The sequence below is a fragment of the Arthrobacter glycogeni genome, assembly GCF_054511155.1.
The window spans coordinates 16,766-29,363 of the sequence record NZ_JBTNDE010000027.1; the positions used below are offsets into that span (position 1 = coordinate 16,766).

Here is a 12,598-nt window from a genome sequence, read left to right on the forward strand (position 1 = left end):
TGCGGTCGGAATTCGTTCCCAGCCTAGTGCAGGTGGGTTACTTCTTCTGGGTGTGTGCCTGATGCCTGCGCTTGGCGTCCCGCGCGCGCACCACCATGCCTGCCAGGTGCGTCACCAACCCCGCTGCGAGTACCGGGATTCCAGTAAAGACCGTTGCATTGCTGCCGGCAGCGGCCCCGAGGACAGCGATCAGGATTCCGGCACCGGTCAGCACGAGGGCGGCGATAACCAGCTTCCGGTAGAGGTCAGATCCGGTGTCCCAGGGGGTGTTCAGCATGGGGCTAAGCCTACCGGGCGGTGGCAGCCCAAAGAGGAGGAAACGAATGGTGCGCAGGCGCCGTGACCTGGTTCATTCACCAGGGCGAGGCCCGGATCCGTGTGGGGAGTCCCGCGTGGAGGGTTCAGGAGTGCCGAGAAACCCATGAAGCAGCGAGGCTGTCCCCTGCAGGTGATCCTGGGTGGCCCCGTAGGCTTCCTCGTGGTTACCGCATAAAATAGCATCGACGATTCTCTGGTGCTGCTGGTTTGAATGCTCAAGATTGGGTTCCAGCAGGGGGATGCAGTCCAGGAGATCGCTGACTCTGGCGCGGGCATCAGCCACGGCGGCCGCCAGGCTCGGCGAGCCGCTGACTTCCGCGATGGCCACATGGAACCTTGCATCCTTGGGTCGGTAGGCATTAGCCGATGCCCCTGCTACCTCCGCCAGAGAGTCGAGTAGGTGCTGGCGCTGGGGAGGGGACAACTCTGCCTTGGCCGCCAGGGAAGCCGCAGCTGGCTCCAGCACACCGCGGAGAATCAGCACATCCTCAACCTCTTCGGAGCTGATGCTGGGAAACCCGTCCGGACCGGGGAGCCGGTTCTGCGCGATGTATGTGCCACCGTAACGACCACGCTTTACATCGACATATCCGGCTTTTTGCAGTTCGGCGAGAGCCTCACGCAGAGTCGCACGCGACACTCCGAGCAAATCGGCGAGCTCACGCTCGGCGGGGAGCTTGTCGCCGGCCGCGAGGATTCCCAGTTTGATGTTCCGCAGCAGCATCTCGATAGTTTCCTCGAAGGCATTTCCCTGTCGGACCGGTCGGAGGAACCGGGCGGCGCCCTCAAAAGATTCGGCTTCCATGCCATCATCCTATTCCGGTCTGAAACCGAGCCAATGATTGGACTGACCGGCCATTGACGAATTTCATGAGATAGCTCACACTGAAACGAACCTCATGGACTAATAAAAGACCATTACGGCCTTTGGAGAAGGGAACGTCATGTCATCGAAACAGCCAGACTCCGAGAAAACATACCTCCAGCACCGCCAGCTTAAACGCGGGGCCGCCGGGTGGGTGCTGTTGGCAGGCCTGGGGGTGGCGTACGTTATCTCGGGAGACTTCGCTGGATGGAACCTGGGTCTTGCAGAAGGCGGCTGGGGCGGGCTCCTCATCGCGTTTGTGTTGATGGGGATCATGTACACGTGCATGGTCTTCGGCCTGGCCGAACTATCATCGACATTGCCTGCCGCTGGCGCAGGGTACGGGTTCGCCCGGCGTGCACTGGGACCGTTGGGAGGATTCGCCACCGGAATGGCCGTGCTGATCGAATACGCGGTCGCCCCAGCGGCGATTGCGATCTTCATCGGTGGTTACGTCGAGGCCCTCGGACTCTTCGGTCTGACAAACTCCTGGCCCGTCTATCTGGTGACCTACGCAATGTTCGTCGGAATTCATCTCCGGGGTGTGGGTGAGGCCCTTCGACTGATCTTCGCGATCACGGCTATAGCCGTCGTTGCATTGGTGGCCGCAGTCATTGGCCTGCTTCCCCACGTCAGCGCGGCGAACCTCTTCGACATTGTTCCTGACGGTTCGCCGGCCTCCAGCGCATTCCTTCCGATGGGAATCAGCGGCGTCGTGGGCGCCCTCGTCTACGGGATCTGGTTCTTTCTGGCGATCGAAGGTGTTCCATTAGCTGCCGAGGAAACCGCTGACCCAAAGAAGGACATGCCGCGGGGCATCATCGTCGCCATGCTGATCCTCGTGGTTTTCGGCGCTCTGATGCTTGTTCTGGTGCCGGGTGCAGGCGGATCGGAAGCCATGAGCACCTCCGACAACCCTCTCCCGGAAGCCCTGCGCCTGGTCTACGGCGAAAACTCCGTCCTCGCCGAATTCGTCAACTACGCGGGTCTTGCCGGTCTTGTGGCCAGCTTCTTCTCAATCATCTACGCCTACTCGCGCCAATTGTTCGCCCTTTCCCGCGCCGGGTACCTTCCCCGGTGGCTGTCGCTGACGGGCAACCGACGCACACCCTACTGGGCGCTGATCATCCCCGGCACCGTGGGGTTCATCCTGGCCGCCGCCACGGGTAACGGCGGACTCCTGATCAACATCGCAGTATTCGGCGCTACAGTCTCCTACGTCCTGCTCAACCTGTCCCACATTGTGCTGCGGAAGAAGGAACCGGATCTTCCCCGGGGCTACCGGACGCCTGGAGGTGTGGTGACAACCTCCGTTGCGCTGGCACTCGCCGCCGTCGCCGTCGTCGCCACTTTTGTCGTCGACGTGCTTGCGGCATCAATCACTGCGGGAATCTTTGGCGCGGCCCTGCTGTACTACTGGTTTTACAGCCGTCACCACATTGTGGCCGGTGCTCCCGAAGAGGAATTTGCCCGGCTGGCCGCCGCCGAGGCGGAACTGAAAAGCTGAGAGCGCCCGGTCCGGCTTCACTCCACCCATTCACGAACCAAGTCAAAGCGACGGATAACAGATGACCGATCAGACAGTTAGCACACACGCACAGCTGAGCATCGATGAGCTGAGGAAACGGGTCGCCGCTGGTGACATCGATACCGTGGTGGTTGCCATCACCGATTCCCTGGGCCGACTCCAGGGGAAACGCTGCGGCGCCCGTTCCTTCCTGGAGGATGTCCTGGGTCACGGGGCGGAGGGCTGCAACTACCTGCTCTCTGTTGACGTGGAAATGAACACCGTCGACGGTTACGCGATGTCCTCCTGGGAGAACGGTTACGGGGACATGGTCATGCGACCTGATGTCTCTACGCTCCGGCTCGTCCCCTGGCTGCCGGGCACGGCCATGATCCAATGCGACATCCTCTGGCCGGACGGTCGTCCGGTGAGCCAGTCACCCCGGCAGATCCTCCGGGCACAGATCGAACGGCTCGAGGCGATGGGCTACCGCGCCCATATCGGCACCGAGCTTGAGTTCATCATGTTCGATGACACGTACGAGGAAGCCTGGAAGACGAACTACGAAGGCCTAACCCCCTCCACCCGGTACAACATCGACTATTCCCTCCTCGCCACGGCAAAGCTGGAACCAGTCATCCGAAGTATCCGGACCGGTATGGAAAAGGCCGGTCTCATCGTCGAATCCTCCAAGGGTGAATGCAACTACGGCCAACAGGAAATCACCTTCCGCTATGCGCAGGCCCTGACCGCCTGCGACAACCACGCGTTCTACAAGAACGGGGCCAAAGAGATCGCCGCCCAGCAGGGCAAGAGCATCACCTTCATGGCCAAGTACAACGAACGTGAAGGCAATTCCTGCCACATCCACTTCAGCCTTACCGACCTCGACGGGAAGCCCGCGCTCGCTGGCGACGGCGAGCACGGCTTCAGCCCCATCATGGAACACTTCATCGCAGGCCAGTTGGCCTCCCTGAAGGAGATGGCCTACTTCCTGGCCCCCAATATCAACTCCTACAAACGGTTCGTTGAAGGCAGCTTCGCGCCCACCGCGATAGCATGGGGCCTGGACAACCGCAGTTGTGCGCTGCGGGTGGTCGGACACGGTGCCAGCCTCCGGGTGGAAAACCGCGTGGGCGGCGGCGATGTGAACCCCTACCTCGCTGCCGCTGCACTCATCGCTGCGGCCATCCATGGCATCGAAAACGAGCTCCCGCTTGAAGCCGTCACCCAGGGCAGCGCCTACCAGTCCATGGCAGACCGGATTCCCACAACTCTGCGCGATTCCCGTGAGCTGCTGGCAGCCAGCGAAATTGCCCGGAAATCCTTTGGCGACGAGGTCGTTGACCACTATGTGCACGCCGCCGGGGTCGAACTGAAAGCCTACGACAGTGCCGTCACGGATTGGGAGCGGAGGCGTGTCTTTGAACGCCTCTGAACCCTACCGCCCCCGGATCGGGCTGACCACCTACTATCAGGAGGCCGCGTGGGGAGTGTGGACTGCTGACGCCGCCCTCCTTCCAGGCACCTATGTGGAGGCAGTCGTCGCTGCAGGGGGAACCCCGGTGCTACTCCCACCCGTCGGCTCCGACCCTTCTATCGTCGATCTGCTGGACGGATTGATCATCGCTGGCGGGACCGATGTCGGCCCGGAACACTATGGCGCCGAGCCGCATGCACTGACCCTCGCGCAACCCTCCCGGGACAGCCATGACCTCGCCCTGACGCGCGCGGCACTGGCGGTGGAACTGCCGTTGTTCGCCATCTGCCGTGGTGCCCAGATTCTCAACGTCGCCCTCGGTGGATCGCTCATTCAGCATGTCCCGGACGTGTTGCCCGCCTCCCGATACCAACCCGCGCCCGGCGTCTTTGGAAGTGTCGAGTTCACGACGGCGACCGGAAGTATCAGCGCTGGCCTGCTGGGGCCGCGGGCCACAGCCCCCTGCTATCACCATCAGGCTCTCGACAACGTTGCCGCCGGGCTCCGCGTCACCGCAACAGCGGCCGACGGGACCATCGAAGCCGTCGAAACGACGTCAGGAGGGTGGGTCCTCGGGGTGCAGTTCCATCCCGAACAGGATCCAGGTGACCTCCGGCTGTTTGAAGGATTCATCGAAGCCGCCCGTACCTACTCCAAAACACGAACGGAGGGAACCATCAATGTCGACCACCACATGTGACGTAGTGAACCCGGCCACCGAAGAGATCATCGAGACCGTTTCCCTGGCCAGCCTCCAGGACACTGACCAGGCGATAGCCAAAGCGGCGCGGGCTTTCGAGACCTGGCGACACGTCGCCCCGTCCGACCGCGGAATGCTCTTGCGCCGTTTTGCCGCGGCGGTGGAGGACGATCTGGAAAACCTCGCCCAGCTGGAGGTCCGGAATGCCGGTCACACCATCGGCAATGCCCGGTGGGAGGCAGGAAACGTCCGGGATGTGCTGAACTACTACTCCGCCGCGCCGGAACGCCACCTCGGCCAACAGATTCCAGTGGCCGGCGGAATCAACGTCACCTTCCACGAACCTCTCGGCGTCGTCGGCGTGATCGTGCCCTGGAATTTCCCGATGCCCATCGCAGCCTGGGGTTTTGCTCCCGCACTGGCCGCTGGCAACACTGTTGTCCTGAAGCCCGCGGAGGTGACCCCGCTGACCGCGCTGCGGATCGGACGGCTCGCCCTGGAAGCTGGCCTTCCAGAGGGAGTTCTGCAGATCATCCCGGGTAAGGGCTCGGTGGTGGGGGAGCGATTCGTCACCCACCCGTCCGTGCGGAAGGTGGTGTTCACCGGCTCGACCGCGGTAGGTAAACGGATCATGGCCGGCTGCGCCGAGCAGGTCAAACCGGTCACCCTGGAACTTGGGGGCAAGAGCGCCAACATTATCTTCGGGGACGCCAACCTTGAGGAAGCAGTCGCTGCCGCGCCCGGGGCGGCATTCGACAACGCCGGCCAGGACTGCTGCGCCCGCTCCCGGATCCTCGTTCAGGACACCGTGTACGAAAGGTTCCTCGAGCTTCTGGAACCAGTGGTGAAGTCGCTTAGGGTCGGTGACCCCCGGGACGAGAACTCGTTCATGGGACCGCTCATCTCCGCCGCGCAACGGCACACCGTCTCCGGCTTCCTGCCTTCCGGCAGTTCCATCGCGTTCCAGGGGAACGCACCGGACGGTAAGGGATTCTGGTTTCCACCAACGGTGTTGACCCCTTCCCGGGAGGACAGGGTGATGCGCGAGGAGATTTTCGGACCGATCGTCGCCGTCGTTCCTTTCACCGATGAAACCGATGCGCTCCGTCTTGCAAACGATTCCATCTACGGGCTTTCGGGGTCCATTTGGACCAGGGACATTGGCCGCGCGCTGCGGATGGCGCGCGGCCTGGACTCCGGGAACCTCTCGGTGAATTCCCATTCCTCGGTCCGGTACTCCACACCCTTCGGAGGCTTCAAGCAGTCAGGACTTGGTCGCGAACTCGGACCAGACGCCCTGGACGCCTTCACCGAAACAAAAAACGTCTTCATCGCCACCCACCCGTGACTCCGACATCAGCAAAAGGGAGCCAGAAATGACCCAGCAGACCATCTCCAACCGCCTCGAGGGCCGCAGCGCCGTGATCACCGGCGGCGCCAGCGGCATCGGTTTGGCAACCGCCCGCAGATTCGCCGCCGAAGGGGCGCATGTCGTCATCGCCGATGTGGACCCGACCGCTGGCCTGCGTGCCGCCGAACAAGTCGGCGGCCTCTTCGTCAAAGTTGATGTGACAAACGAAGAGGAAGTCAAAAACCTCTATGAGACCACTAACGAGACCTACGGGCGGGTGGACATCTCCTTCAACAACGCCGGCATCTCCCCCGCCGCCGACGGATCGATCCTGGAGACCGGCATCGATGCCTGGCGCAAGGTGCAGGAGGTGAATCTCACCTCGGTCTTCTACTGCTGCAAATACGCCATCCCCTACATGCAGACCCAGGGCAAAGGCTCGATCATCAACACGGCGTCATTCGTCGCCGTCATGGGCGCCGCAACGTCCCAAATCTCCTACAGTGCATCCAAGGGAGGGGTCCTCGCCATGAGCCGGGAGCTGGGCGTCGAGTTTGCCCGCCAGGGCATCCGCATCAACGCACTGTGCCCGGGTCCGGTCAATACACCCCTCCTGAAGGACCTCTTCGCCAAGGACCCTGAGAAAGCCGCCCGCCGCCTCATCCATGTTCCGTTGGGCCGCTTCGCTGAACCGGAAGAACTCGCCGCTGCCGTAGCGTTCCTCGCCAGCGACGATTCCTCCTTCATCACCGCGTCAACCTTCCTGGTAGATGGGGGCATTTCCGGCGCGTATGTGACACCCGAGTGAGATCAGCCGTCAGAACAGTGCCGCCTGGACCTCGGGAACCACCGAACAATACCGCCCCAACTCGATCCGCCGCCCCTTCAACCGGGAGAGGTCGGCGAGAAGCGGCACATCCGAGCCTCCGATGAAGCTCAGCGCGGTGGGCCCCACCAGTGCCTCCACCCGGAATCCGTGTTCCCCGGCGGCCAGGTTGTGGGGGTACGGCTGCGCTCCCACCGCTGAAAGGACGTGCGACCACGACGACGGCGCCTCCCACCGCTGATCGGCCACCCTGAAACCGGGGAGGTCCAGTCCGTCGGTCAGCAGGTGGCGCACGCTGGCAGCGAACCCGGCATTTATCCCGTCGAGACGTCCCGGAGGAAGCGGCGACACCAAAGCCAACGTTTTCGCGGCGGACCGCACGGCCTGCACCAGCCCCACGTGACGGGTCACCGCGTCCTCAAGGACCCGAACGATCCGGCCGTCGTCGGCACGCGCAACATAGCGCGCGACGACGGCACCCTGTTCCGCCAACCGATGCCATTTGCGCAGATTCGACGCGGTACCGATCTTGGAGGTACCATCCGCGAAGGTCGCAACGTAGAGCCAGTGTTCCTGGGCGAGGTAGCTGAGCAGGCCATCCGGGGCGACTCCGGAGCGGTGCACATCGTGCATGAACCGCAGATCATCGCGCGCAAAACACCTGCCGCACTGGTATCCGCGCTCGGCGGTCGCTTGCTGGGGGCACGCCGTGTGATCCCGGGAATCCGGACCACACACACTGTGAAATCCGAGGCAGTGCCGCTCGCCGTACCCGCTCAGCACCCGAAAACCGAGGTCGACGCCGTCCCGCTGGGCTGATCCCACCACCGGCAACTTCAGCTCCGTCTGGGCGCCATCGGGTGTCGCCAGCTCCAGTGCCGGTCCGTCGCGGTGCCAGCTCACGCCTCTGCAGAGGAACCGTCCGTCGTCCATCCCCCAACTGTAGACACCCGGGCGCGTACGACCCCGAACACGTTGAAGGACCGGCGGTTTCCCGCCGGTCCTTCAATCAGACAGTGATACTGCGGTCAGGCAGTGATACTGCGGTCAGGCAGTCTGGCCCGCGTGCTCGCCCTCGGCAATCTCTTCAATCATCTTGTCATTGAAAGCCGGGAGATCGTCAGGCGTGCGGCTGGTGACAAAGCCCTGGTCGGTGACCACTTCGTCGTCGCTCCAGTTGGCCCCGGCATTGCGGAGGTCGGTCTGCAGCGTGTGATACGAGGTCAGGTCGCGACCGCTGACAACTCCTGCCTCGATGAGCAGCCATGGTGCATGGCAGATCGCGGCGACCGGCTTATGCTGGGCGAAGAACGCACGGGCGAACGCCTGGGCATCCTTGTCGACCCGCAGGTGATCGGCGTTGATGACGCCGCCGGGTAGCACCAGTGCATGAAAGTCGTCAGCGTTGGCGTCAGCCACCGCGAGGTCGATGGTGAAGCTGTCGCCCTTGTCGGTGCCGTTGAAGCCCTGTATGGTGCCGGTGCCCGGCGCCACCAGGACCGGTTCTCCGCCAGCCTGCTTGACTGCGTCCCAGGGGCTGGTGAGTTCAATCTGCTCCACCCCGTCGGTGAGTAGAAACGCGACCTTTTTACCGGAAATGTTATGGGGGGACATGCTTCCTCCTGTGTTCAAAACGTCGATGTCGTACATCCCAACACTATTAACACCCTAAATAATAAGCAAGCTGCGTAACTGCTAAAGTCCCTCGGCGACCGCCGCTGCAGCCGATAGCCAAGCACGTTGCGTCGCCGGCCTCAAGTAGACCCAGCGGATGCGCCCCTTGTGCAGCGCCGGATCGTAGGGAATGGTCACGGCCCGGCGGGCGAGCTGCCCAAACCCATCGGCAATGTCCTGAGCCTGAGCTGCGGTGCCGTTCTTGTCCGACTGGCTGACGACGACGACGGCGTTCCGCGACAGTTCGGCATACCGCCCACCCCGGGATTGCAGTGCTTCCAGGAGCAGGGCGCCTGCCTCGGCGTGTTCCTCGACGGTGGTGGTGGCAATGACCAACTGGTCCGTGTGGTGGATCATCCGCAGCCACCGTTCGGCGGTTTCGTCGTTGCCGGAGTCCACGATGTTCAGCCTGAAGTACTTCGAGGCCACCTCGTGCAGGTCGTCGAAATTGTCGGCGGTGACCTTCTGCTCGGACGCGAGGACGTCCGGCTTGGACCGCAGAACGTCGTACTTGTCTTCGGTCTGGTGATGCACGTAGCGGGCCAGCAGCGCGGACTGGGCCGACGGTGCCAACAGCTGGTCGGTCTGCGGGAGTAGATCCATCACGGTGGCACTGTGGGGTCCCTGTTCGGTACGCCACCCGAGGGTTCCGCGGGTCTCGTTGTTGTCCCAGGCCAGCACTGGTCCCCCGCCATTGCGGGCAAACACCGAGGACAGCATCACTGTGGTGGGCGTCTTGTTGGCGCCACCTTTGCCGTTGACCACCGAGATGGTGCGCGGGCCGGGCCAGTGCTGGCTCACGGCTCGAGTATTGGTGCGTTCCAGGAGTTCGCGCTTGGACGGCGCGATCCGGATACCGAGCTTCGACAGGAAGCCCCTCAACCCGGTCTCTGCAGGAACCCGTGAGGTGTCGGGGGCCAGAAAGGACTTGCGGCCGGACGGCCGCTCCGCCGGCTGGCGGCCCGGTGCCGTTGGCGCTGAGGCTGCGAGCGCTCCAGACCCGGCTGGCGCGGACGTGGACACCGCCGACGCGGACGGCGCCGGGGCAGCTGGTCGAGCGTCCGCGGGTTCAGCGCCGGCGGGTTCAGCGCCGGCAACCTCGGCGGGGGCTAGCCGGTCGGCGAACCGTGGAGCCCCGGAGATCGGTCCGGTGCCCTGGTCGGTCACGTGACCACGGCGTCGGCTGGCACGGGTCGGGAGGTCGGCCGGGTTGTCGGTGGGTCCCCACTCGGAGTTGTTGTCGGTCATGGGTTCCATCCGTTTCGTGCGCCGCGTACAGCCCGGTGTTCAGTGCGGTGTTCAGTGCGAGTGTTCGCCCCATCCTATAAGGATGCTGGTTGTGGGGCACTGGTCCTGCGGTACTAAAGGCTAAAGGCCAAAAAGAAAGCAGGCCAGCGGCTTTTCAGCCTCTGACCTGCTATGTCTGTAGCGGTGCCGGGACTCGATCCCGGGACCTCACGATTATGAGTCGTGCGCTCTAACCAGCTGAGCTACACCGCCACAAATGAGTGTGCCCGCAGCCGGGCCGTCTGGCCTGCTTGCGGGACTCCCACTTGAGAGCCCCCCACCGGAATCGATCCGGTGACCTCGTTCTTACCAAGAACGCGCTCTACCACTGAGCTAGGGGGGCAACAGCAGAAAACTTTACCAGCTTCTGCGACCTACACGAAATCAGCTTCCGACCGCTCGGGCCGGGCCATGATTTCACCGCCAGATCCCCGAAAACCGGGGGATCTGGCGAAATCAATCAGCTACTCAGTTACCACTTGTCGCGACGCTGGGTGGTGCCCGCGCCGGCACCCTTGCCGTGACGTTCCTTACGATCTCCACTGGCGCTGGCGCTGTGTCCGGACGAGCGGAAGCCGCCGTCATGCCCGCGGTCCTTAGTGAAGCCGCCACCCTCGCCTTCGCTCTTCTTGAACGGCTTCTTGAAGCCGTCGCGGTCGCCTGTTGGCTTGCGGCCCTTGTCCAGTTCGAGGTGGATCAGCTCGCCGCCGATACGCGTCTTCGACAGGGCACGCCACTGGTCCTTGGACAGGTCCGCTGGCAGCTCCACCAGGGTGTGGTCGGCGCGGATGTCAATGCCGCCAATCTGCGCTGAGGACAAGCCGCCCTCGTTGGCAATGGCGCCAACGATTGAGCCGGGCATGACCCGCTGGCGACGACCGACAGCAATGCGGTAGGTCGCGTTGCCTTCGGTCAGGCTGCGGGTGGGTCCGCGTGAGCCGAAACCATCCTTGCGGCCTGCTGCGCGTTCCTTCTGGCCCGCTGGAGCAACGGGGATGTCCTTGACCAGGATTGGGTTGCCACCCTGCGCCATGACGGCGAGGGCTGCTGCGATCTCGGAGGCAGGCACGTTGTGCTCGGTTTCGTAGCTGGAGATCAGGTCACGGAAGATTGACACGTCTTCGGTGGCGATGGTCTCGGTGATCCGGTCAGCGAACTTGTTCAGCCGCAACGCGTTGACGGCGTCTGAGGATGGCAGATGCATCTGCTCGACAGGCTGACGGGTTGCCTTTTCAATCGAGCGCAACAGGTACTTCTCCCGCGGCGTAATGAAGAGGATCGCATCGCCTGAACGGCCCGCGCGGCCGGTCCGGCCGATGCGGTGCACGTAGGACTCAGTGTCGTGGGGGATGTCGTAGTTGACGACGAGTGAGATGCGCTCGACGTCGAGCCCGCGGGCGGCGACGTCAGTGGCCACGAGGATGTCGAACTTGCCGTCGCGGAGACCTTCGATCGTCCGCTCGCGCTGCTGCTGGGGGATGTCACCGTTGATTGCTGCAGCCTGGAAGCCCCGTGAACGCAACTTGTCCGCCAGGTCTTCGGTCGCCATCTTGGTGCGCACAAACGCGATGATGCCATCGAAGTCTTCGACCTCAAGGATGCGCGTGAGGGCATCCAGCTTGTGCGGGCCCATCACCTGCAGGAAGCGCTGACGCGTGTTGGTGCCAGTCGAGGTTTTACCCTTGACGGTGATTTCTGCTGGATTGTTCAGGTACTTCGACGCAATGCGGCGAATGGCGCTAGGCATCGTTGCCGAGAACAGCGCCACCTGCTTGTCATCTGGTGTACCGGACAGGATCTGCTCGACGTCGTCGGCGAAGCCCATGCGCAGCATCTCGTCGGCCTCGTCCAGGACCAGGTACTGGAGGTTGGACAGGTCGAGTGAGCCCTTGGAGATGTGGTCAATAACGCGCCCTGGGGTACCCACCACTACCTGCGCACCGCGGCGCAGGCCGGCCAGCTGAGGGCCGTAGGGCGCTCCACCGTAGACCGGCAGGACCGTGAAGTTGTCAATGTGCTTGGCGTAGGAAGCGAAAGCTTCGGCGACCTGCAGCGCCAGTTCGCGGGTCGGTGCGAGCACCAGGATCTGGGTGAACTTGCTGGGACCGTTGAGGTCGGCGAGCTCGGCCATGCGGGACAGGGCGGGAATCGCGAATGCTGCGGTCTTACCGGTACCCGTCTGCGCGAGGCCGACGACGTCGCGCCCTTCCAGCAGCACCGGAATGGTGGCGGACTGGATGGGGGAAGGCTTTTCGTAGCCGACATCGCTCAGGGCCGCGAGGACACGGCCGTCAAGACCGAAGTCGGTGAATTTGATGTCATCAGCTTCGGGAGCTTCAACATTCTGGGGAGCGTCCACGGCGTCGCGAGCTACTAGAGTTTCGGGAGCGTTATCTTCTGGCATGAGGGATTGACCTTCAGGTAGATGCCGGGGAGCTGGAACTAAAGGATGATTCCAGCCCATGAACATAGAAATCCGGCACTGTTTCAATCCCGCGGCAGGACTTCGCGTCATAACTGGCGGCCGCTATCTCAGCGGTCTGTATGACGTTTTCTTCTAGCCGGCGCTCCCTGATGAATCTGCCCGCAT

General features: G+C 63.1%; 11 protein-coding genes and 2 tRNA genes. 5 read left to right on the top strand and 8 right to left on the bottom strand.

The genetic code is table 11. From position 1 onward, the window contains the following. Nucleotides 1–37: 37 nt before the first annotated feature. Both ACX80O_RS15095 and ACX80O_RS15100 read right to left on the bottom strand, forming a co-directional pair. Nucleotides 38–277, bottom strand: a complete 240-nt coding sequence (locus ACX80O_RS15095; RefSeq protein WP_459308158.1) for a hypothetical protein — start codon at nucleotides 275–277, stop codon at nucleotides 38–40. 72 nt (nucleotides 278–349) lie between these two features. After that, on the bottom strand, nucleotides 350–1,123 hold the full coding sequence (locus ACX80O_RS15100) for a FadR/GntR family transcriptional regulator (protein WP_459308157.1): 774 nt from the start codon (nucleotides 1,121–1,123) through the stop codon (nucleotides 350–352). Nucleotides 1,124–1,262: 139 nt separating this feature from the next. Here ACX80O_RS15100 and eat point away from each other — a divergent pair, with 139 nt between their 5' ends. From eat to ACX80O_RS15125, 5 genes are all read left to right on the top strand, one after another. Continuing rightward, complete coding sequence (eat, locus tag ACX80O_RS15105) at nucleotides 1,263–2,690, top strand: ethanolamine permease (protein WP_459308156.1); 1,428 nt, start codon at nucleotides 1,263–1,265, stop codon at nucleotides 2,688–2,690. Nucleotides 2,691–2,751: 61 nt separating this feature from the next. Beyond that, nucleotides 2,752–4,128, top strand: a complete 1,377-nt coding sequence (locus ACX80O_RS15110; protein ID WP_459333938.1) for a glutamine synthetase family protein — start codon at nucleotides 2,752–2,754, stop codon at nucleotides 4,126–4,128. Then, nucleotides 4,109–4,870: a gamma-glutamyl-gamma-aminobutyrate hydrolase family protein gene (locus ACX80O_RS15115; RefSeq protein ID WP_459333939.1), complete on the top strand. Its 762-nt coding sequence runs from the start codon at nucleotides 4,109–4,111 to the stop codon at nucleotides 4,868–4,870. Before ACX80O_RS15110 ends, ACX80O_RS15115 begins: the two co-directional genes overlap by 20 nt. Then, on the top strand, nucleotides 4,851–6,218 hold the full coding sequence (locus ACX80O_RS15120; RefSeq protein WP_459308153.1) for an aldehyde dehydrogenase family protein: 1,368 nt from the start codon (nucleotides 4,851–4,853) through the stop codon (nucleotides 6,216–6,218). Before ACX80O_RS15115 ends, ACX80O_RS15120 begins: the two co-directional genes overlap by 20 nt. Nucleotides 6,219–6,246: 28 nt before the next feature. Beyond that, nucleotides 6,247–7,029, top strand: coding sequence for a 3-oxoacyl-ACP reductase (locus ACX80O_RS15125; RefSeq protein WP_459308152.1), 783 nt, complete (start codon nucleotides 6,247–6,249; stop codon nucleotides 7,027–7,029). 9 nt (nucleotides 7,030–7,038) lie between these two features. Here ACX80O_RS15125 and ACX80O_RS15130 read toward each other — a convergent pair whose 3' ends face one another. The 6 genes from ACX80O_RS15130 to ACX80O_RS15155 all read right to left on the bottom strand — a co-directional run bounded on the left by ACX80O_RS15130 (nucleotide 7,039) and on the right by ACX80O_RS15155 (nucleotide 12,412). After that, entirely contained in the window at nucleotides 7,039–7,980 is a 942-nt protein-coding gene (locus ACX80O_RS15130; protein WP_459333940.1) for a DUF2797 domain-containing protein, read from the bottom strand. A 114-nt stretch (nucleotides 7,981–8,094) separates the two neighbouring features. Next, complete coding sequence (locus tag ACX80O_RS15135; RefSeq protein ID WP_459333941.1) at nucleotides 8,095–8,661, bottom strand: type 1 glutamine amidotransferase domain-containing protein; 567 nt, start codon at nucleotides 8,659–8,661, stop codon at nucleotides 8,095–8,097. A gap of 81 nt (nucleotides 8,662–8,742) precedes the next feature. Then, nucleotides 8,743–9,969 (bottom strand): MinD/ParA family ATP-binding protein, encoded by a 1,227-nt coding sequence (locus ACX80O_RS15140; protein WP_459333942.1) that lies wholly within the window; start codon nucleotides 9,967–9,969, stop codon nucleotides 8,743–8,745. A 178-nt stretch (nucleotides 9,970–10,147) separates the two neighbouring features. Further along, nucleotides 10,148–10,221: transfer RNA gene (locus ACX80O_RS15145), tRNA-Met, on the bottom strand. 58 nt (nucleotides 10,222–10,279) lie between these two features. Continuing rightward, a tRNA-Thr gene (locus ACX80O_RS15150) sits at nucleotides 10,280–10,351 on the bottom strand. A 129-nt stretch (nucleotides 10,352–10,480) separates the two neighbouring features. Further along, a complete protein-coding gene (locus tag ACX80O_RS15155) occupies nucleotides 10,481–12,412 on the bottom strand; it encodes a DEAD/DEAH box helicase (RefSeq protein ID WP_459333943.1) in 1,932 nt (643 codons plus the stop codon). Between the last annotated feature and the right edge of the window lie 186 nt (nucleotides 12,413–12,598).

Bases quoted from the DNA above. Each gene is read 5' to 3' on its own strand.
- eat (WP_459308156.1), top strand. From the start codon at position 1,263: ATGTCATCGAAACAGCCAGACTCCGAGAAAACATACCTCCAGCACCGC.
- ACX80O_RS15110 (WP_459333938.1), top strand. From the start codon at position 2,752: ATGACCGATCAGACAGTTAGCACACACGCACAGCTGAGCATCGATGAG.
- ACX80O_RS15135 (WP_459333941.1), bottom strand. From the start codon at position 8,661: ATGTCCCCCCATAACATTTCCGGTAAAAAGGTCGCGTTTCTACTCACC.
- ACX80O_RS15095 (WP_459308158.1), bottom strand. From the start codon at position 277: ATGCTGAACACCCCCTGGGACACCGGATCTGACCTCTACCGGAAGCTG.
- ACX80O_RS15155 (WP_459333943.1), bottom strand. From the start codon at position 12,412: ATGCCAGAAGATAACGCTCCCGAAACTCTAGTAGCTCGCGACGCCGTG.
- ACX80O_RS15140 (WP_459333942.1), bottom strand. From the start codon at position 9,969: ATGACCGACAACAACTCCGAGTGGGGACCCACCGACAACCCGGCCGAC.
- ACX80O_RS15125 (WP_459308152.1), top strand. From the start codon at position 6,247: ATGACCCAGCAGACCATCTCCAACCGCCTCGAGGGCCGCAGCGCCGTG.
- ACX80O_RS15130 (WP_459333940.1), bottom strand. From the start codon at position 7,980: ATGGACGACGGACGGTTCCTCTGCAGAGGCGTGAGCTGGCACCGCGAC.
- ACX80O_RS15100 (WP_459308157.1), bottom strand. From the start codon at position 1,123: ATGGAAGCCGAATCTTTTGAGGGCGCCGCCCGGTTCCTCCGACCGGTC.
- ACX80O_RS15120 (WP_459308153.1), top strand. From the start codon at position 4,851: ATGTCGACCACCACATGTGACGTAGTGAACCCGGCCACCGAAGAGATC.